Origin of the sequence: Leclercia sp. G3L, assembly GCF_021117075.1 — a bacterium.
GTDB lineage: Bacteria > Pseudomonadota > Gammaproteobacteria > Enterobacterales > Enterobacteriaceae > Enterobacter > Enterobacter adecarboxylatus_C.
Genome location: NZ_CP088265.1, coordinates 4,398,165 through 4,418,401 on the forward strand (window position 1 = coordinate 4,398,165; position 20,237 = coordinate 4,418,401).

A 20,237-nucleotide genomic window follows, 5' to 3' on the forward strand; every position below is an offset into this window, starting at 1 on the left:
CAGTCTCTTTTGCCCGCTATCTATAATAAATGGATAACAGCCAAAACAGACTCGACACAGCCGCTTGAGTTGTGCGCATACACAGGCCCCGGACGGGCCGAATCTGGAGATATCACCGCAATGTCAACTATTGGTCGCATTCACTCCTTTGAGTCCTGTGGCACCGTCGATGGCCCAGGCATCCGCTTTATCACCTTCTTCCAGGGTTGCCTGATGCGCTGCCTGTACTGCCATAACCGTGATACCTGGGATACTCACGGCGGCAAAGAAGTCACCGTTGATGAATTAATGAAAGAGGTGGTGACCTATCGCCACTTTATGAACGCTTCCGGCGGCGGCGTGACCGCGTCCGGCGGGGAAGCGATCCTGCAGGCCGAGTTTGTCCGCGACTGGTTCCGCGCCTGCCATAAAGAGAGCATTCACACCTGTCTGGATACCAACGGCTTTGTCCGTCGTTACGATCCGGTGATTGATGAGCTGCTGGAAGTGACCGACCTGGTGATGCTGGATCTCAAGCAGATGAACGACGAAATCCACCAGAATCTGGTCGGCGTCTCTAACCATCGCACTTTAGAGTTCGCAAAATACATCTCAGCCAAAGGCATCAAAACCTGGATCCGTTATGTTGTGGTGCCGGGCTGGTCAGATGATGACGACTCTGCCCACCGTCTGGGTGAGTTCACGCGTGATATGGGCAACGTTGAGAAAATTGAGCTGCTGCCGTATCACGAGCTGGGCAAACATAAATGGGTGGCGATGGGTGAAGAGTACAAGCTGGATGGCGTTAAACCACCGAAAAAAGAGACCATGGAACGCGTAAAAGGCATTCTGGAGCAGTACGGTCACAAGGTCATGTATTAATAAAAAGCCCGGTTTTCACCGGGCTTTTTATTTATTAGTCAAAGACGCCATTAATAATGGTGGTCACAATCGCCGTACTCAACGCAATTAAGACCAGATCCCTCCCGACTACCCGCCATTCATAGCCAGGATAAGAGGGTAATTGACCTAACATTGACGCCGGTACGGTCTTTTTGGCGATACCCGGAGGCAGTGGTTTACCGCGCGCGAGGTTTTTCGCAATCCCCGGCGGCAGGGAATCATAACCCGTTAAACCATAATTCAACGCCAGATGCCGGGCATGGTCGTAACTGACGCGGGCATCGACGTCGTCTTTGACGCTTTTATTTGATTTGCCTTGATTCTGGTGACCGTTATTTTGTTTGTGGTCCTGGTTACCGGTATTCCCTTTACCGGAATTACCGTTGCCATGATTGCCGCTATTACCTTGCCCATTACCATGGCCATTTCCATTTCCATTTCCATTTCCCGGATTGGCCATAGCAGGTGCAGTTGCAAAGGTTAAAGACAATACTACTGCCAGCGCTGTAGTGGTAAAACGACGAGTAGACATAATGGCTGCCTTTTAGTGGTAGAACGCCTCTGAATTATCGCCTCAGGCAATAAACAAACAATGCGTAAAACTCTTATATGTGACAGAGACAAAAAAGCCTGTCATCGACAGGCTTTTATTTACTCAGGCATGAGCCACCGGTGTAGGATGTTCGCCCGCTTTACGCAGCAGCATGAGCAGATAAATAAATGACACGCTGGCGATCATGATAAACAGCAGATTGTCGGAATAGTTCTGCATCAGCATGGCGGTAAAAGTCGGGCCCAGCAAACTGCCGATGGTATAGCTCAGCAGCAGCGCCTGGTTCATGGCCACCAGCTGATGATGTTCAACCTTCTCACAGGCCCAGGCCATCGCTACCGGATAGAGGGTGAAGCCCGCCGCGCCCAGAATAAACAGTGCCGGTGCCATAGCGGCATTACTCAGCATGGCAAGACAGCCCATGATCACCACAAAGACCTGAACGCGCAGCACCAGCAGGCGTCCAAAGCGGTCGGCAAGACGGCCAACCGGCCACTGCCCGATAATGCCGGCGCTGACCATCACCGCCATCCAGAAACCGATCCCGGAATCACTGACGCCCTGATGATTCAGATAGAGCGGCATCAGACCATAGAGCGAGCCGAGCACAATCCCGGAGATAATGCAGCCGTTCACTCCGAGACGCGCATGACGCAGTCTCAGCATCGGCCAGATATGGGTCGCTTCCTGATGCTCACTGCTCTGGTTCACAATGCGCGTAAAGAGCAGTGGCAGGATCGCAGCCAGCACCATGCCGGTTACCCACGGCAGGACGCTCATCAGGTCGGTTGGCAGTTTGCTGACCATCAGTTGCCCCAGCACGGTGCCGACATAATAGACCATCATATAGGCTGCCAGCAGACGGCCACGGTTGCGGGAAGTACCGCTGCACATCAGGGCGCTTTCCACTACCACCCAGATCATGGCGCAGCCGACGCCCGCAATAAAGCGCCAGACCATCCAGCTCCAGAAGCCGACCATCAGCCCTAACCCGGCACAGCCGACGGCAAAAATCAGCGACGCCAGATAATAGCTGCGGTTAAAACCAAAGCGTTTAATCAGGCTTCCCGTCATCAGGGTGCCCAGCAAATTACCGGTAAAAAAGGACGAGCTGACCATACCCACCTGCCAGGTCGGTAAGTTTTCATGGGCGAGCCACAGCGGGACGAGGGTGTTTAACACCGCGATCGCGAGGGTCAGCAAAAGCAGGCCACAGAGCAACAGGAGCACTGGCCGGGTATAGATCGACATGGATTAAAAACCGTGAGGAAGTTCAGATTTCGTGCGCATCATGCCACTGGCAAAAACAAAGTCAATCCACCCGATCGGGCCGCACGCACAATATGTTCTCTGTCGATTGAAAAAACTCATCCTGCTAATGCAAAGTCTGCTATCGATAATAATTATGTGTTTGTTTTTGTTTATTTAAGGCCAAAATTAAAACCAAACGACAGTTGAAAAATTTCATGATTGAAAAAAGAAAAGCCGGGCACTAAGTCCCGGCTTTATATAACAATAATCAGCGCTAACTGGCGATGGCCATTCCAACGGTCATATGCAGACCGTAAAACACTCCACGTCCAATCAATTCACCTGCCAGCAGCAGCACAAATGCCAGCGACAACAGCGGGAGCGCAGGCTGATAGCCTTTCAGCTGCGGCACGATCCAGCACACCAGCGCCGCCGCCAGCAGCACCACACGCCAGGCCATCAGCGAGCCGTAATCAGGCACAAGGGCCGAGGCCTGCTGAATGGCGCTGTGGATCGTCGCCAGCTCCGCGCCCTGCATCAGGGCCACCACCGTACTTACCGCCAGCGCCAGTAGCGACACGGCAGGCAGTAAACGCATCGCCCAGCCATCGACGCCCGCCACCCGCAGGAGCAGGAAGCCCAGCAGCGGCCCGCCGATAAACATGGTCAGGAAGAAACTCATTGGCGTCCAGACGCTGTACCAGGTCGGCACCGTATCAATGGTGTTATAGACCCGCACCATCATCCAGACGAAGACCACGCCCAGCACCATAGTTGCGATCAGCCACAGATTGCGTAACGCTACCGGTAGTTTTTTCACGACTGCAAGCAGCCAGCCCAGCCCGCCGACAGCAAAGAAGAGCGCCCCGCTGGCGATCTCGTTGCTAAGTGAAGACGCGCCCACGCGGTTCAGGGAGTTGAACGCGCGCATGGGTGAACCGAGGTGCAGGGTGGAGGCGATAAACCCGATCCCCATCAACACCCACAGACCAAACATACTCAGCACCAGCCGCTGCTGTTGCTCCCTATTCAGTTCGCCTTTTAACAACGCCAGGGCGAGGACGATAAAACCGCCCGCCACACACTGTCCGAAAACCGTAAAAATCATTAACGGCCATTCATGCCATCCGTTTCCCATCTCACACCTCCTTCGGATTGGCCAGGTAGCCGGTGGTATCACCCGTGGGTCGGCTGTTGGCATTGGGTTTTATGACGATACTCGGCTTCGTGAAGTGCGCCGACGGCAGCGGGGCGACGGCGGCCAGCTTGCCGTGTTTCTTACGCAGCTCCTCAATCGGGCCGAAGTCCAGGGCCCGCAGCGGACAGGATTCGACGCAGATCGGCTTGTGACCCTCCGTCACGCGCTCGTGGCAGCCGTCGCACTTGGTCATATGGCCTTTCGCGGCGTTGTACTGCGGGGCGCCGTACGGGCAGGCCATATGGCAGTAGCGACACCCGATGCAGACATCTTCGTCCACCACCACAAAGCCGTCGTCGCGCTTGTGCATCGCCCCGCTGGGGCAGACTTTGGTGCAGGCCGGATCTTCGCAGTGGTTGCAGGCGATGGAGAGGTAGTAGGCAAACACGTTCTGATGCCAGACCCCGTTGTCCTCCTGCCAGTCGCCGCCCGCATACTCGTAAATGCGGCGGAAGCTGACGTCCGGGGTCAGGTCCTTGTAATCCTTGCACGCCAGCTCGCAGGTTTTGCACCCGGTGCAGCGGCTGGAATCAATAAAAAATCCATACTGAGTGGTCATCGGCTACTCCTTACGCCTTTTCAACCTGAACAAGGTTACTGTGAGACGGGTTGCCTTTCGCCAGCAGCGACGGGCGTTGGGTGGTCAGCACGTTAATGCAGCCCGCCTGATCGATACGGTTCGCATCGGGGTTGTACCAGGCTCCTTCGCCTAGCGCCACCACACCCGGCAGGATGCGCGGCGTGACTTTGGCTTCGATATGCACTTCACCGCGTCCGTTGAAGATCCGCACCCGGTCGCCGTTGGCAATTCCGCGCCGCTGTGCATCCAGCGGGTTGATCCAGATCTCCTGACGGCAGGCCGCTTCCAGGACATCAACGTTGCCGTAGGTGGAGTGCGTTCGCGCTTTGTAGTGGAAACCGGTCAGCTGCAGCGGGAAATCTTTGCTCTGCGGATCGTCGTAGTTCTCAAAGCCCGGGCTGTAAACCGGGAGCGGATGGATCACATCGCCCTGCTCCAGCTCCCAGGTCGCGGCAATCTGCGCCAGCTGAGCAGAGTAGATCTCGATTTTGCCTGACGGGGTAGTCAGCGGATTGGCGGCTGGATCGGCGCGGAAGGCTTTATAGGCCACGTGATGCCCTTCCGGGTCGCGCTGCTTGAACATGCCCTGCTGACGGAACTCATCAAACGGCGGCAACTCAGGAATGGCCTGGCGCGACTGCTCATACAGATGGCGCATCCACCCTTCCTGGGTGCGGCCTTCGGTGAACTGCTGCTCAACGCCCATGCGTTTTGCCAGCGCGGTGGTCATCTCATAGATGGTTTTGCACTCAAAACGCGGTTTAATCGCCTGGTCGGCAAAAATCACGTACGACATGTTGCCGCATGAGGCATCCAGGGCGAAGTCCATCTGCTCAGAGGCGGTGCAGTCAGGCAGCAGAATATCGGCGTACTTCGCCGACGAGGTCATATGGCAATCCACCACCACAATCAGCTCGCATTTTTTGTCGTCCTGCAGAATGTCGTGGGTGCGGTTGATCTGGGAGTGCTGGTTGATCAGACAGTTGCCGGCATAGTTCCAGATCATCTTGATCGGCACGTCGAGCTTTTCTTTGCCACGCACTCCGTCACGGGTGGCGGTCATTTCCGGGCCGCGCTCGATGGCGTCGGTCCACATAAACATCGAAATACTGGTCTGAACCGGATTTTCCAGGGTTGGCATGCGCACAAACGGCAGAGAGTACGAGCCTTCGCGCGCCCCGCTGTTGCCGCCATTGATCCCCACGTTGCCGGTCAAAATCGCCAGCATGGCGATGGCACGGGATACCAGCTCGCCGTTGGCATGGCGCTGCGGGCCCCAGCCCTGGGAGATAAAGGCCGGTTTCGCCCCGGCGATTTCACGCGCCAGCTTAACGATACGCGCCTCGGGAATACCGGTAATGGCCGCGGCCCAGGCCGGAGTTTTGGCGATCCCGTCATTGCCCTGGCCGAGAATATAAGCTTTATAGTGGCCGTTCGCCGGGGCGCCTTCCGGCAGCGTTTTTTCTTCGTAGCCAACGCAGTATTTATCGAGAAATGGCCGATCGACGAGGTCCTCGTTGATCATCACCCAGGCCAGGGCAGAGATCAGCGCCGCATCGGTTCCCGGGCGGATCGGGATCCACTCATCCTCGCGCCCTGCCCCGGTGTCGGTATAGCGTGGATCGATGACGATCATCCGGGCGTTCGATTTTTGCCGCGCCTGTTCGATGTAGTAAGTCACCCCGCCGCCGCTCATGCGCGTTTCACCGGGGTTGTTGCCGAACAATACGACGAGCTGGCTGTTTTCGATATCCGACGGGCTGTTGCCATCGGCCCAGCCGCCGTAGGTGTAATTAAGACCTGCGGCAATCTGCGCGGTGGAGTAGTCACCGTAATGGTTGAGATAGCCCCCGCAACAGTTCATCAGGCGGGCAATCAGGGTTTTGCCCGGCGGCCAGGAGCGGGTCATGGTCCCGCCGAGGGTGCCGGTGCCGTAGTTAAGGTAGATAGACTCGTTGCCGTAGTCTTTAATCAGGCGCTGCATATTGCTGGCAATGGTATCGAAGGCCTCGTCCCAGCTGATACGCTCGAATTTGCCTTCCCCGCGCTTGCCGACACGTTTCATCGGGTATTTCAGACGATCCGGGTTATAGACGCGGCGGCGCATGGAACGGCCACGCAGACAGGCGCGCACCTGGTGTAGCCCCTCGTAGTGATCATCCCCGGTATTGTCGGTCTCGACGTATTTGATCTCGCCGTCGATAACATGCATCCGCAGCGGACAGCGGCTGCCGCAGTTCACCGTACAGGCGCTCCAGACCACCTTTTCATCCGGCTTAACGGCGGCGATGGCTTCAGACGCCGACGACAGGCGAGAAAAAGGCAAAGTAAAGGCGCTACTGGCAACCGCCAGGCCGCCAATCGCGGTAGTTTTCATCAGCCCGCGACGGCTCACCTCGGCAGCCAGTAAGGCATCAGGCGTTTTAATTTTCATAGACTCTCACTTTGATTGCTCACAAAGTTCCATGTGCGGCAGCACCGCTATATAGTTATTTATATAAGGAGTGATTGCGTTAACAGAGGTTTATGCTAACTACCTGGAAAGTATTACTACTTTGGAAGGAGGGGATATTGCCTGATGTCAAAACCGGGGCATAAAAAAAGCGCCCGCAGGCGCTTTTTTACGTAAAAGCAAATTAACCGATGTACTGCTGGCCTTTCATGTAAGGGCGCAGTACTTCAGGAATTTCGATACGTCCGTCAGCCTGCTGGTAGTTTTCCAGCACCGCCACCAGGGTACGACCCACTGCCAGGCCGGAGCCGTTCAGGGTGTGCACCAGACGGGTTTTCTTGTCGGACTTGCTGCGGCAGCGGGCCTGCATGCGACGAGCCTGGAAATCGCCAACGTTGGAGCAGGAGGAGATTTCGCGATAGGTACCCTGCGCCGGAACCCACACTTCCAGATCGAAGGTTTTGCAGGCGCCAAAGCCCATGTCACCGGTACAGAGCGCCATGCGGCGGTACGGCAGACCTAACAGCTCGAGCACTTTTTCCGCGTGACCGGTCATCTCTTCCAGCGCATCCATGGACGTTTCCGGACGCACAATCTGCACCATCTCAACTTTGTCGAACTGGTGCATACGGATCAGACCACGGGTATCACGGCCATAAGAGCCTGCTTCAGAACGGAAGCACGGAGAGTGTGCAGTCAGTTTGATTGGCAGATCGTCTTCGTCGATGATCTCATCACGCACGAGGTTGGTCAGCGGCACTTCTGCGGTTGGGATCAGCGCGTAGTTGCTGCTGTCTGCTTCCTCATCCAGCGGACGGGTATGGAACAGATCGCCGGCAAATTTCGGCAGCTGGCCGGTACCGTACAGCGTATCGTGGTTGACCAGATACGGCACGTAGGTTTCGCTGTAGCCGTGCTGCTCGGTGTGCAGATCCAGCATGAACTGGGCCAGCGCACGGTGCAGATGGGCAATCTGACCCTTCATGACCACGAAACGGGAACCGGTCAGCTTAACGGCAGCCGCAAAATCGAGCCCCGCGTGCATTTCGCCCAGCGTGACGTGATCGCGAACCTCGAAGTCAAACTCGCGTGGGGTGCCCCAGCGTTTCACTTCGACGTTATCATTTTCGTCTTTACCGACAGGGACGCTGTCGTCAGGGGTGTTCGGGATCGCCAGGGCGATATCACGAATTTCGGCCTGAAGAACGTCCAGATCGGCTTTCGCCTGATCCAGCTCTTCACCGAGTTTGTTCACTTCCAGGCGTAATGGCTCAATATCTTCCCCGCGCGCTTTCGCCTGGCCGATGGATTTCGATCGAGAGTTACGCTCTGCCTGCAAGTTTTCGGTTTGTACCTGCAGAACTTTACGACGCTCTTCAAGAGCGCGCAGCTTATCTACATCCAGTTTAAAGCCCCGGCGTGCCAGTTTTTCAGCGACTGCGTCTGGCTCGTTACGCAGCAGATTGGGATCGAGCATGCTTATCCTGTGCTTATCGAATTAAAATAGGAAATGTGACCACAGCCTGCGGTCACAAAGATACAATTGCCAACATTACCGCAACGATAGCCCTAACGGTAGCGTTTTATAGGGCTATTTTGATCCTGTCCGGCAAGCCAGGTGAGCTTTTCGCCAATCTTGCCCTCAAGGCCTCTGTTTGTCGGGCGATAATAGCGAGTTTGTGCCATTTCCTGCGGGAAATACTCCTCCCCGGCGGCATAGGCGTTGGGCTCGTCGTGTGCGTAACGATATTGCTGACCATAGCCCATCTCTTTCATCAGCTTGGTCGGGGCATTACGTAAGTGGTCAGGAACATCGTAATCAGGGCGTTCACGGGCATCGGACATCGCCGCTTTAAATGCGGTATAGACCGCATTGCTTTTCGGGGCGCAGGCCAGATAGACAATCGCCTGGGCAATGGCGCGCTCGCCTTCGGCAGGCCCGACGCGGGTGAAGCAGTCCCAGGCGGAGATCGCCACCTGCATCGCGCGCGGATCGGCATTACCGACATCTTCAGAGGCAATCGCCAGACAGCGGCGAGCCACGTACAGCGGATCGCCCCCGGCGGTGATAATGCGCGCATACCAATAGAGCGCGGCATCGGGCGCGCTGCCGCGCACCGATTTATGCAGCGCCGAGATCAGGTCGTAAAAGCGGTCGCCTTTGTTATCAAAGCGCGCGCTGCGTTCGCCGGCGATTTCGGTCAGCAGTGCCGGAAGCAGCACCCGCTTGCCGCTGTCGTCGGCTTCGGCCATATCGGCCATCATCTCCAAGGTATTCAGCGCCCGTCGCGCGTCCCCGTTAACCAGTTCTGCAATGGCTCGGCGGGTGTCGTCGGGCAGCACGATATTCTGGCTGCCGTAGCCGCGGGACTTATCGTCCATCGCCTGGGTCAGCACCAGCTCAATGTCTTCGGTGGTTAACGATTTCAGGAGATAGACGCGGGCGCGGGACAGCAGTGCGGAGTTGAGTTCAAACGAAGGGTTTTCGGTAGTGGCACCGATAAAGGTGATGGTGCCGTCTTCGATGTGCGGCAGAAAGGCATCCTGCTGGCTCTTGTTGAAACGGTGCACCTCATCGACGAACAGGATGGTGCGGCGACCGGCATTACGGTTCTGGCGGGCACGCTCGATGGCCTCACGGATCTCTTTCACTCCCGAGGTGACGGCGGAGATGCGCTCGACGTCGGCATCGGCGTAGCGGGCAATCACTTCCGCCAGCGTCGTTTTACCGGTGCCTGGCGGCCCCCACAGGATCATGGAGTGCAGATGCCCGGCCTCAATGGCGCGCGGCAAGGGTTTGCCCGCAGCCAGCAGATGCTGTTGGCCAATATACTGCGCTAAATTTTCTGGCCGCATACGGGCGGCCAGAGGTTGAAACGCATTATCTGAAAAATCGAGCGACAGGTTGCTCACGCACGCCTCTTACTTATTACGTTGGTCATCCACCGTCACGCCCTTCGGCGGGGTAAAGGTGAATTTCGATGCATCAACCGCCCCGTTCTGCTGGGATTTCAGCTGATAGCTGCTGCGCTGATCGTCCTGCTCAACAGCGCTGAACTGATTGATGGTACCATTGCTGCTCACGTTAATGGTGAACTGCTTCAGGTTGCCGTTGCTGCCTTTCGGGGTCAGCACAAAATCATCGCCGTTCTGTTTAATGTTGTACTGCTGCCAGTCGCTGGTCTGGTTACGGGCGATCAGCATAAACGGCGTGTTGCTGGTGGCATCTTTCAGCCAGGTCGCCGTGGCCTGCTCAACAAACGGGTTGAAGAACCACAGGGTTTTCCCGTCGGAAACCAGGATGCTCTCATCCGGCTGCGTCATATGCCAGTTGAACAGATTTGGACGTTTCACCCACAGGTCACCCTGACCTTCCTGCACCGCATTGCCACTGCCGTCAGTCACTTTCTGGGTGAAGCTGGCGTGGAAACTGCTGACTTTGTCCAGACGGTTTTTGAGGTCGCCGGCGGCATCAGCCCAGACGCTGCTCGCGACAAAGCTGGTCAGTAATGCACAGGTGATTGCAATTTTTTTCATTGGTAGTCCTTACAAAGCGTCATCCCAAAATGGGGGTTTTCTGTCAACTATTCTGGACCTGCCCGCAGGCAGGCGACAGAAGAAAATGCTTAATTATTGCTGATTTACCCATCTTTGCAATCGAGGGGGGGATCACTCAAACGGCGGCGGGGCAAGCACTTCACGGTTGCCGTTGTGCCCCTGCTCGCTGACGATGCCCTGCGCTTCCATCTGCTCGATGATACGCGCCGCGCGGTTATAGCCGATACGGAACTGGCGCTGAACCCCGGAGATGGAAGCTTTGCGTTTCTCGGTGACGAAGTTAACTGCCTGATCGAACAGCGGATCCAGCTCTTCGCCGCCATCTACGCCGCCGCCACCGCCGCCTTCGCTTTCGCTGTCAGAGGTGATGCCTTCAACGTACTGCGGACGACCGCGCGCCTTCCAGTCCTGCACCACGGCATGCACTTCCTGGTCACGCACAAAGGCACCATGGACACGCACCGGCGTGGTGGAGTTCGGGCCGGAGTAAAGCATATCCCCCATACCCAGCAGCGATTCCGCGCCCCCCTGGTCGAGGATAGTGCGGGAGTCAATTTTGCTCGACACGGTAAAAGCGATACGGGTCGGGATGTTGGCTTTAATCAGGCCGGTGATCACATCCACCGACGGACGCTGGGTCGCCAGCACCAGGTGGATCCCCGCCGCACGCGCTTTTTGCGCCAGGCGGGCGATCAGCTCTTCCACCTTCTTACCGACGGTCATCATCAGGTCAGCAAACTCGTCCACCAACACCACGATGTACGGCAGTTTTTCCAGCACCGGATGCTCGGCATCCATGCTGTCGCCCGGTTTCCAGTACGGATCCGGGATCGGACGTCCCATCTTCGCCGCTTCGGCGATGATCTCGTTATAACCGGCAAGGTTACGTACCCCCAGCGCGGACATCAGCTTGTAGCGACGCTCCATCTCGTTGACGCTCCAGCGCAGGGCGTTGGCGGCATCTTTCATGTCGGTCACGACTTCGGTCAGCAGGTGCGGAATACCTTCGTATACCGACAGTTCCAGCATTTTCGGGTCGATCATGATGAAGCGCACATCTTCCGGCTGCGCCTTATACAGGATGCTGAGGATCATGGCGTTCACGCCGACGGACTTACCGGAACCCGTCGTACCCGCCACCAGCAGGTGCGGCATTTTCGCCAGATCGGCCACCACCGGTTCACCGGCGATGTCTTTACCCAGCACCACGCTCAGCGGCGACGGGTTATCGCGGAATTTGGCGTTATCCAGCACTTCACGCAGGTAAACGGTCTGACGTTTTTTGTTCGGCAGCTCCAGGCCAACATAGGGTTTACCCGGAATAACCTCGACCACGCGCACGGCCACGGTAGACAGGGAACGCGCCAGGTCGCGGGAGAGGTTGGAAATACGCGCGGCTTTCACACCCGGGGCCAGATTCAGCTCGAAACGGGTGATCACCGGACCAGGTGAATAATTCACCACATCCGCTTTAATCCGGAAGTCGGCCAGGCGGAGTTCAACCAGGCGCGCCATCTGATCGAGGGCGAAGGTATCAACCGGCTCGACTTCCGTTGGCGGCGGGGTTAACAGGTCAAATGACGGCAACGGCGTGGTCGGTCTTTGCAGCGGGCGGCTGTCACCGTTACGCATCAGCAGCGGATGGATCAGGCTCTGCTGAGCCGGTGGCTGCTGCGGCTGCGCAGGCTGTTGAGGCTGAGCGTACTGCTGAGCCTGTGCCGGTTGCTGAGGCTGAGCAAACTGCTGCGGCTGTACAGGCTGCTGAGGCTGAGCAAACTGCTGCGGCTGTACAGGCTGCTGAGGCTGGGCAAACTGTTGCGGCTGTACAGGCTGCTGAGGCTGGGCAAACTGTTGCGGCTGCGCAGGCTGCGGCGGCGTAAACGCCTGACGCGGCGGCTCGACCTCCGGCATCACACCCGGCGTGAACAGCGGTTCACTCGGCGTATCATCCACCAGATCTTTCATCGGTGAGAATTCAAAATCCGTCAGCGAGAACGGGTTCGCCCCTGTCGGCTGTTCACCAGCGTAACGCTGCTGCTGCGTGGCGGCAAACTGGCGAGCCAGCTCCGCTTCGGCGGCATCATCTTCGTCATCCTGGGTCTGATACTGCTGTGGCTCAGGCTGATATTCTTCGCCATAACGCTGCTGTTGCTGCTGGGCGAACTGGCGGGCCAGCTCGTCCTGCTGCATTTCGTCAGCGTCGTCTTCGTACTGGTCGTCATCGTACTGCTGACGCCCGGCTTTACGCGCTTCCTCTTCCGCCATTCGCTGCGAAGGCAGCTTGATGCCATACGAGGCCAGTTCACGGCGGGTAGGAACGCGCACGCGGTTCGGACGCGGCAGCTGCGGACCAATGCCCTCTTTCACCTGCGGACGCGCCGCGCCGCCGGTGGCCAGGCTGAATAACGGTGCAGCAGCGCCAGCCGCAGCGGCACCTGCGGCTGTTGCCTGCTGCACGCTCGCCGCAACCGGTGCCACGACGGAGGCAGGCTCAACGGCCGGAACCGGTACAGACGGGATTTCAGCTGCTTTTACCGGGGCAGGCTCTTGCACTGGCTCCGGTACAGGCTGATACCAGGCCGCGAGCTGTTCGCGCTCACGGGCACGTTTCTCTTCCACCTCTTCGAAGTAGTAAAGCGGCGGCCGGGACGGTTTCACCTCTTCAACCGGCGGCGCTTCGACGACCGGCGGAGTTACCACCGGCTCAGGCTGATACACGGCCTGCTGCGGTTCATACTGCTGCGGCTGCTCATACTGAGGTTGTTCGTACTGTGGCTGCTCGTACTGAGGTTGCTGATATTGCGGTTGTTCATACTGCGGCTGCGCGTATGCCGGTTCAGGCTGATAAGGCGGTTGCCACTGCTCCTGCGGCGCGGCGGCGGCATAAGGCTGTGGCTCTGGCGCATAGGCCGGTGCTGCTGGTGCAGTGGGTTCCCCATGCCATTCAACCGCAGGCGGCTGCAGATGGGTATCTGGCATCGAAGGGGTTGGCGGGATCACTGGATCAACGGGCGCAGCAAAGGCCTGAGTGGCGGTAGTCGCCGCGGCAGCGGCGGCAAGCGGCTCAGCCACCGAGTGGCCGTTGAGCAGCGGATCGTACTCATCATAGTCGGAGGCCAGCGCGCGATTGCCGGAGAACAGCACATCATCCGGATCGGCGGCTACGCCACGGGCGCTGTAAGCTACCTCTTCGTCGTCCATCCTTTTGCCAGAGAACAGGGCCGCATCCGTCTTGCGCCCCAACGGATTTGCGAACTTCTCTGCTACGCGCTTACGGCGCGCCAGCGCCCCGCGCATAATGCGCGCGCGGCGGGATTCACGACGCTCGGCGGTCGGCTCAGCGTCATCGTAGTCGTCGTCTTCATACTCTTCATCGACCCAGGTATCATCGCGACGGGTACGGTTGCTGGCAAAGGTAAGAATGTTGAGGATCACGCTGCCGATTTTTTCAGCAATACTGACCCATGACCAGCCGGTAAAGAGCGTCAGCCCTGCGCCCCAGACGCAGAGCAGCGCGATGGTGCCGCCGCTGCTGTGCAGCATCGGCTGCAGCGCGGTACTCAGCAGGCTGCCGATTACCCCACCGGAGGCAAAATACCAGATGTCATCGGCGTTAATCGCCGCCAGACCGCACGAGGTGAGGATCAGCGCCAGCGCACCAATGAGGCGCAGCGAGACGGCAAAATAGTCGATGTAATCATCGTTCTGACGATGACGCCAGGCAAACCAGCAGCCACCAATAATGATGACGGGAAGGGTGTAGGCCATCACGCCAAAGATAAAGAACAGCGTATCTGCCAGCCAGGCGCCCGGTACGCCGCCTAAATTATGAATAGGCTCGTGCCATGCGGTCTGTGACCAGCTGGGATCGGAGGGATTGAAACTGAGTAAGGCTGCCATCAACCAGACGGCAAAAAGAGCAACAAGGATCAGTAACGCCTCAAGGAGTCGGCGCCCACTGCTGAGCTTGGTTAAATTGACTTCTTTGTCTTCGGTATATTCCTGGCTCAAAACAGGCTCTCCAGGTATCAGGCAATTCCTGCCCGAGTGCTAAACGGACAACAGTGCCGGGAGGCCCGACACTGTTGCTGTATGGATTACCAGGAGTGTAATCAAAGTACGCTGATAATGCACCTGTTCCGTGTTAGCGCGTCTTAATAACCAGACGATTGCTCTGTTTGACTTCTTCCATTACCACGTAGGTACGGGTGTCGTTCACACCAGGCAGTCGCAGCAGGGTTTCGCCCAGCAGCTTACGGTATGCAGACATATCAGGTACGCGGGTTTTCAACAGGTAGTCGAAATCACCGGAAACCAGATGACACTCTTGAATTTCTTCAAGTTTTTGCACGGCGGCATTGAACTGCTCAAACACATCCGGCGCACCACGATTCAGAGTAATCTCAACAAATACCAGAAGTGAGGCATCCAGGTAATGCGGGTTCAGCAGCGCTGTATAGCCCTGAATAAAACCCTGTCTTTCCAGTCGGCGCACACGCTCAAGGCATGGCGTCGGGGAAAGTCCCACACGTTTTGAAAGCTCGACGTTGGAAATACGCCCATCCTTTTGCAATTCATTAAGAATGTTACGATCGATACGGTCGAGATCTTTGCCAGGGCGCTTCTTGCTATCTACCATTATTATTGTCTCTCTGTATTCCTTCCCTAACTCCTGCCAGGACCCTGTGCACTTCACTGTTCAGAGTCTTTCCCCGCGGTTAATCGCATCGCCTGTTTTATAGTTTGCGCGATTCGATTGGGGTTATGTGGTATGAAGACCGTTGCCCAGAGGCGGCCATCAACATCACGAATGGCATCTGTCCACACCATGCGTAGATTTCGCTGACCCGGTAAAAATGGTGATTTTGTGCATGACTATGCGTTACACAAAGACCGTTTTTTTTCTTCCTTGAATGTTTTCGCAAAACAGCAGGGGATTGTCAAAGCAAAACATCGATTTTTAGTACAACATGCCGGATATTCATTACGACCGGCGATTAATCCTCATTTTATCGCCGTCGTTTCGAGCGATTTGCCATGATTATTGTTATAAAATCACCTTCCCTGCCCCGCCGTTGATTGGCGCTTTCTATTACACACATCGTTAACAAAATCGCTGCGCCCTTTTTTTACGGCAACAAATTCCCTACAATCCGGGGAAAATGTCTGCCAACAACAATGGGGATCTCATGGGCACGGCCAAACACAGTAAACTTCTCATCCTGGGTTCCGGACCTGCGGGATACACCGCAGCGGTCTACGCGGCACGCGCTAACCTGCAACCGGTACTGATTACGGGCATGGAAAAAGGCGGTCAGCTGACCACCACTACCGAAGTAGAAAACTGGCCAGGCGATCCTGAAGGCCTGACCGGGCCGCTACTCATGGAGCGCATGCACGAGCATGCCGCCAAATTTGATACCGAAATCATTTTTGACCACATCAACAAGGTCGATCTGCAGAACCGTCCGTTCCGCCTGATCGGTGACAACGCAGAATACACCTGCGACGCGTTGATTATTGCAACCGGCGCTTCTGCCCGCTATCTGGGCCTGCCGTCTGAAGAAGCCTTTAAAGGCCGCGGCGTTTCCGCCTGCGCCACCTGCGACGGTTTCTTCTATCGCAACCAGAAGGTCGCGGTCATCGGCGGCGGCAACACCGCCGTGGAAGAAGCGCTGTACCTGGCGAACATCGCCTCTGAAGTGCATCTCATTCACCGCCGCGATACCTTCCGCGCGGAAAAAATCCTGATCAAGCGTCTGATGGACAAAGTGGCCAGCGGCAATATCGTGCTGCACACCCACCGCACGCTGGAAGAAGTGACTGGCGATCAGATGGGCGTGGCGGGCCTGCGCATCCGTGATACGCAGAACTCCGACAACGTTGAAACGCTGGAAGTGGCGGGTCTGTTTGTTGCTATCGGCCACAGCCCGAACACCGCGATCTTCGACGGTCAGCTGGAGCTGGAGAACGGCTACATCAAAGTGCAGTCCGGGATCCATGGCAATGCCACCCAGACCAGCATCCCGGGCGTGTTCGCTGCGGGCGACGTGATGGACCACATTTATCGTCAGGCGATCACCTCTGCGGGCACCGGTTGTATGGCGGCGCTGGATGCAGAACGTTATCTCGACGGACTGGCCGATCAGAGTAAATAATTTTTACAAAACAGCAACAAACGTAAAAAAGGCGGCGATAAGTCGCCTTTATTGTCTCTGCGTTGTAACATTGCCGTGCCCAATACCTAATAACATCACCTGCAAAGCACGCAATGGAAAAAACCCGTCAACAAGAGTTAACACGCTGGCTTAAACAGCAAAGCGTACTTTCCCGCCGCTGGCTGAATATTTCCCGTCTTTTAGGGTTTATCAGCGGCGTGTTGATTGTAGGCCAGGCATGGCTGCTGGCCCGCATTCTTAACCATATGATCATGGAAAACATCCCACGCGAGGCCCTGTTACTGCCTTTCATTGTGTTGATTCTGGTCTTCATTCTGCGTGCCTGGGTGGTCTGGTTGCGTGAGCGCGTGGGTTTTCACGCCGGACAGAACATCCGCTACGAAATTCGCCGCCAGGTGCTCGACAGGCTACAGGAAGCCGGTCCCGCCTGGATCCAGGGCAAACCTGCCGGCAGTTGGGCGACGCTTATCCTCGAGCAAATCGACGATATGCATGACTACTACGCCCGCTATCTGCCGCAGATGGCGCTGGCCGTCTTCGTTCCCCTGCTGATTGTGCTGGCGATCTTCCCGTATAACTGGGTCGCGGCGCTGATCCTGCTGGGTACGGCCCCGCTGATCCCGCTGTTTATGGCGATGGTCGGCATGGGGGCCGCCGATGCCAACCGCCGCAACTTCCTGGCGCTGGGGCGCTTAAGCGGCCACTTCCTCGACCGCCTGCGCGGCATGGAGACGCTGCGCATTTTTGGTCGCGGTGAAGCCGAAACCGACAATATCCGCCACACCTCCCAGGATTTCCGCCAGCGCACCATGGAGGTGTTACGCCTGGCGTTCTTATCCTCCGGGGTGCTGGAGTTCTTTACCTCCCTGTCGATTGCGCTGGTCGCCGTCTATTTTGGTTTCTCCTATCTGGGCGCCCTCGATTTTGGTCACTACGGCACCGCCGTGACCCTCTCGGCGGGCTTCCTGGCGCTGATTCTGGCCCCGGAGTTCTTCCAGCCGCTGCGCGATCTGGGCACCTTCTATCATGCTAAGGCCCAGGCCGTGGGCGCAGCCGACAGCCTGAAAACCTTCCTCGAAACGCCGCTGGCCCATCCGCAGCGCGGCGACGTGACCCTGAGCACCAGCAAACCGGTCAGCATTGAAGCAGAGAATTTCTGCGTGCTGTCGCCGGAGGGGAAAGTGCTGGCGGGGCCATTAAACTTCACTCTCGCTGCAGGTCAGCGCGTGGTGCTGGTCGGTACCAGCGGCTCGGGCAAAAGCTCGCTGCTAAATGCGTTATCCGGCTTTATGGCCTACAGCGGGTCGTTGCGCATCAACCAGGCCGAACTCTCTGCGCTCGATCCTGACGAATGGCGCACCCATTTAAGCTGGGTGGGTCAGAACCCACAGCTTCCGGCGGCCACGCTGCGTGAAAACGTACTGCTGGCGCGCCCGGATGCCAGCGACGAAGAGTTGCAATCGGTGCTCGATCGCGCCTGGGTCAGCGAATTCCTGCCCCTGCTGCCGAACGGCGTGGATACGGTGGTGGGCGATCAGTCGGCGGGACTTTCCGTCGGCCAGGCGCAGCGTATCGCCGTGGCCCGCGCCCTGCTTAACCCTTGCCAGCTTTTACTGCTGGATGAGCCCGCTGCAAGCCTGGATGCACACAGCGAACAGCGCGTGATGATGGCCCTGGATGCCGCCTCGCAGCAGCAAACCACCCTGATGGTAACCCACCAGTTGGAGGGTATCTCCCAATGGGATCAGATCTGGGTCATGGACAACGGTCAGCTTGTTGAGCAGGGCGATTACGCCACGCTCGCGGCGGCACAGGGGCCATTCGCGGCCCTGCTGGCGAACCGTCAGGAGGACATCTGATGCGCGCTTTACTACCTTATCTGGCGCTCTATATGCGCCACAAATGGATGCTGACCCTCGGCGTGGTACTGGCGATCATCACCCTGCTGGCCAGTATCGGCCTGCTCACGCTTTCGGGCTGGTTCCTTTCGGCCTCTGCGGTGGCCGGGTTTGCCGGGCTGTACAGCTTCAACTATATGCTGCCTGCCGCAGGCGTACGTGGCACGGCTATCACCCGCACCGCCGGACGCTACTTCGAACGTCTGGTCAGCCATGACGCAACCTTCCGCGTGCTGCAACACCTGCGCGTCACTACCTTCAGCAAGCTGCTGCCCCTCTCCCCTGCCGGACTGGCGCGCTACCGCCAGGGCGAGCTGCTGAACCGCGTTGTTGCGGATGTCGACACTCTCGACCACCTTTACCTTCGCGTCATCTCCCCGCTGGTGGGTGCGCTGGTGGTGATTGTGGTTGTTACCCTCGGGCTGTGCCTGCTGGACGTCAATATCGCGCTGGTCCTCGGCGGGATCATGCTCCTGACGCTGTTTTTACTGCCGCCGCTGTTTTACCGTGCCGGTAAACCCACCGGTGAAAATCTTACCCGTCTGCGCGGCGAGTATCGCCAGCAGCTGACGGGGTGGCTGCAGGGTCAGGCAGAGCTGACGATTTTTGGTGCCAGCCGTCGCTACCGCGCGCAGATGGAAAATACCGAGATGAACTGGCATGAAGCCCAGCGCAAACAGTCGGAGCTCACGGCCCTGTCTCAGGCGTTGATGCTGCTGATTGGCGGTATTGCCGTAATGACAATGCTGTGGCTGGCTTCCGGCGGCGTGGGCGGTAACACCCAGCCGGGGCCGCTCATTGCGCTGTTTGTCTTCTGTGCGCTGGCGGCGTTCGAGGCGCTGGCGCCGGTTACCGGGGCTTTCCAGCACCTGGGCCAGGTGGTGGCCTCCGCGCTGCGTATCACCCAGATTACCGGCCAGCAGCCGGAAGTACAGTTCAGTACTACCGCGTCCGACGTGCCTGAGCAGCTGGCCCTCCGCCTGGCGGATGTCAGCTTTGCCTACGATGGCCAGGCACAACCGGCGCTGGACCATATAAACCTGGTTATTCCTGCAGGCGCTCATGTTGCGGTACTGGGTCGTACCGGCTGCGGGAAATCGACGCTGCTGCAGCTGCTGACCCGGGCCTGGGATCCGGCCCAGGGCCAGATCCTGTTCAACGACACCCCTCTGACAGAGATGAGCGAACCTGCGCTGCGTAAAACGGTGAGCGTGGTGCCGCAGCGGGTTCATCTTTTCAGCGCTACCCTGCGGGATAACCTGCTGTTAGCCGTGCCTGGCGCCGCCGATGACGTGTTAAGCGCGATGCTGGAAAAGGTTGGTCTGCACAAGCTGCTGGAAGACGAAGGTCTGAACAGCTGGCTCGGTGAAGGGGGTCGTCAGCTTTCCGGCGGCGAGCTGCGTCGTCTGGCGATTGCGCGTGCGCTGCTGCACGATGCCCCGCTGATGCTGCTGGATGAACCTACCGAAGGGCTCGACGCAACCACAGAGCGGCAAATCCTTGATTTACTCGAAAAAGAGATGCAGGGCAAAACGGTGCTAATGGTGACGCACCGCCTGCGCGGGCTGGCGGATTTCGATCAAATTATTGTGATGGACAACGGACAAATTATTGAGCAAGGTAGTCACGCAGAGCTGTTAGCAAAACAGGGTCGCTACTACCAGTTTAAACAACGTCTGTAGTCTA

At 57.5% G+C, this 20,237-nt stretch carries 14 protein-coding genes; 4 read left to right on the forward strand and 10 right to left on the reverse strand.

All coding sequences use genetic code 11. The annotated features are described in order from the left end of the window. Positions 1–120: 120 nt before the first annotated feature. Positions 121–861, forward strand: a complete 741-nt coding sequence (gene pflA, locus LRS40_RS22605) for a pyruvate formate lyase 1-activating protein (protein WP_142488912.1) — start codon at positions 121–123, stop codon at positions 859–861. 34 nt (positions 862–895) lie between these two features. On the opposite strand, the gene LRS40_RS22610 is transcribed toward pflA, so the two are convergent. The 10 genes from LRS40_RS22610 to lrp form a co-directional block, all read right to left on the reverse strand. Then, positions 896–1,414, reverse strand: a complete 519-nt coding sequence (locus LRS40_RS22610) for an anti-virulence regulator CigR family protein (RefSeq protein WP_142488911.1) — start codon at positions 1,412–1,414, stop codon at positions 896–898. 123 nt (positions 1,415–1,537) lie between these two features. Further along, on the reverse strand, positions 1,538–2,686 hold the full coding sequence (locus LRS40_RS22615) for an MFS transporter (RefSeq protein ID WP_142488910.1): 1,149 nt from the start codon (positions 2,684–2,686) through the stop codon (positions 1,538–1,540). A gap of 274 nt (positions 2,687–2,960) precedes the next feature. After that, positions 2,961–3,824, reverse strand: a complete 864-nt coding sequence (locus tag LRS40_RS22620) for a dimethyl sulfoxide reductase anchor subunit family protein (RefSeq protein WP_142488909.1) — start codon at positions 3,822–3,824, stop codon at positions 2,961–2,963. A 1-nt stretch (position 3,825) separates the two neighbouring features. After that, positions 3,826–4,443 carry a DMSO/selenate family reductase complex B subunit gene (locus LRS40_RS22625; protein ID WP_231312745.1) on the reverse strand — a complete coding sequence of 206 codons (618 nt, stop codon included), beginning with the start codon at positions 4,441–4,443 and terminating at the stop codon, positions 3,826–3,828. Between the two features lie 10 nt (positions 4,444–4,453). After that, entirely contained in the window at positions 4,454–6,898 is a 2,445-nt protein-coding gene (gene dmsA, locus LRS40_RS22630) for a dimethylsulfoxide reductase subunit A (RefSeq protein WP_231312746.1), read from the reverse strand. A gap of 202 nt (positions 6,899–7,100) precedes the next feature. Further along, positions 7,101–8,393, reverse strand: coding sequence for a serine--tRNA ligase (gene serS, locus LRS40_RS22635; RefSeq protein WP_142488906.1), 1,293 nt, complete (start codon positions 8,391–8,393; stop codon positions 7,101–7,103). Positions 8,394–8,485: 92 nt separating this feature from the next. Beyond that, complete coding sequence (gene rarA / locus LRS40_RS22640; RefSeq protein WP_142488905.1) at positions 8,486–9,829, reverse strand: replication-associated recombination protein RarA; 1,344 nt, start codon at positions 9,827–9,829, stop codon at positions 8,486–8,488. A 9-nt stretch (positions 9,830–9,838) separates the two neighbouring features. After that, positions 9,839–10,453 (reverse strand): outer membrane lipoprotein chaperone LolA, encoded by a 615-nt coding sequence (lolA, locus tag LRS40_RS22645; RefSeq protein WP_142488904.1) that lies wholly within the window; start codon positions 10,451–10,453, stop codon positions 9,839–9,841. Between the two features lie 132 nt (positions 10,454–10,585). Then, the gene (ftsK, locus tag LRS40_RS22650) at positions 10,586–14,485 is read right to left on the reverse strand and encodes a DNA translocase FtsK (RefSeq protein WP_231312747.1); all 3,900 of its coding nucleotides are present in this window, start codon (positions 14,483–14,485) and stop codon (positions 10,586–10,588) included. Between the two features lie 133 nt (positions 14,486–14,618). After that, entirely contained in the window at positions 14,619–15,113 is a 495-nt protein-coding gene (gene lrp / locus LRS40_RS22655) for a leucine-responsive transcriptional regulator Lrp (RefSeq protein ID WP_000228469.1), read from the reverse strand. A 550-nt stretch (positions 15,114–15,663) separates the two neighbouring features. On the opposite strand from lrp, the gene trxB reads away from it, so the two are divergent. The 3 genes from trxB to cydC all read left to right on the forward strand — a co-directional run bounded on the left by trxB (position 15,664) and on the right by cydC (position 20,233). Then, entirely contained in the window at positions 15,664–16,632 is a 969-nt protein-coding gene (gene trxB, locus LRS40_RS22660) for a thioredoxin-disulfide reductase (RefSeq protein ID WP_185902346.1), read from the forward strand. 113 nt (positions 16,633–16,745) lie between these two features. Then, positions 16,746–18,512: a cysteine/glutathione ABC transporter permease/ATP-binding protein CydD gene (gene cydD, locus LRS40_RS22665; protein ID WP_231312748.1), complete on the forward strand. Its 1,767-nt coding sequence runs from the start codon at positions 16,746–16,748 to the stop codon at positions 18,510–18,512. After that, a complete protein-coding gene (cydC, locus tag LRS40_RS22670) occupies positions 18,512–20,233 on the forward strand; it encodes a cysteine/glutathione ABC transporter ATP-binding protein/permease CydC (protein WP_231312749.1) in 1,722 nt (573 codons plus the stop codon). The genes cydD and cydC overlap by 1 nt, the downstream gene beginning before the upstream one ends. The last annotated feature ends 4 nt before the right edge of the window (positions 20,234–20,237 follow it).

Bases quoted from the DNA above. Each gene is read 5' to 3' on its own strand.
- LRS40_RS22625 (WP_231312745.1), bottom strand. From the start codon at position 4,443: ATGACCACTCAGTATGGATTTTTTATTGATTCCAGCCGCTGCACCGGG.
- lrp (WP_000228469.1), bottom strand. From the start codon at position 15,113: ATGGTAGATAGCAAGAAGCGCCCTGGCAAAGATCTCGACCGTATCGAT.
- serS (WP_142488906.1), bottom strand. From the start codon at position 8,393: ATGCTCGATCCCAATCTGCTGCGTAACGAGCCAGACGCAGTCGCTGAA.
- LRS40_RS22610 (WP_142488911.1), bottom strand. From the start codon at position 1,414: ATGTCTACTCGTCGTTTTACCACTACAGCGCTGGCAGTAGTATTGTCT.
- cydC (WP_231312749.1), top strand. From the start codon at position 18,512: ATGCGCGCTTTACTACCTTATCTGGCGCTCTATATGCGCCACAAATGG.
- dmsA (WP_231312746.1), bottom strand. From the start codon at position 6,898: ATGAAAATTAAAACGCCTGATGCCTTACTGGCTGCCGAGGTGAGCCGT.
- LRS40_RS22615 (WP_142488910.1), bottom strand. From the start codon at position 2,686: ATGTCGATCTATACCCGGCCAGTGCTCCTGTTGCTCTGTGGCCTGCTT.
- trxB (WP_185902346.1), top strand. From the start codon at position 15,664: ATGGGCACGGCCAAACACAGTAAACTTCTCATCCTGGGTTCCGGACCT.
- cydD (WP_231312748.1), top strand. From the start codon at position 16,746: ATGGAAAAAACCCGTCAACAAGAGTTAACACGCTGGCTTAAACAGCAA.
- LRS40_RS22620 (WP_142488909.1), bottom strand. From the start codon at position 3,824: ATGGGAAACGGATGGCATGAATGGCCGTTAATGATTTTTACGGTTTTC.
- lolA (WP_142488904.1), bottom strand. From the start codon at position 10,453: ATGAAAAAAATTGCAATCACCTGTGCATTACTGACCAGCTTTGTCGCG.
- pflA (WP_142488912.1), top strand. From the start codon at position 121: ATGTCAACTATTGGTCGCATTCACTCCTTTGAGTCCTGTGGCACCGTC.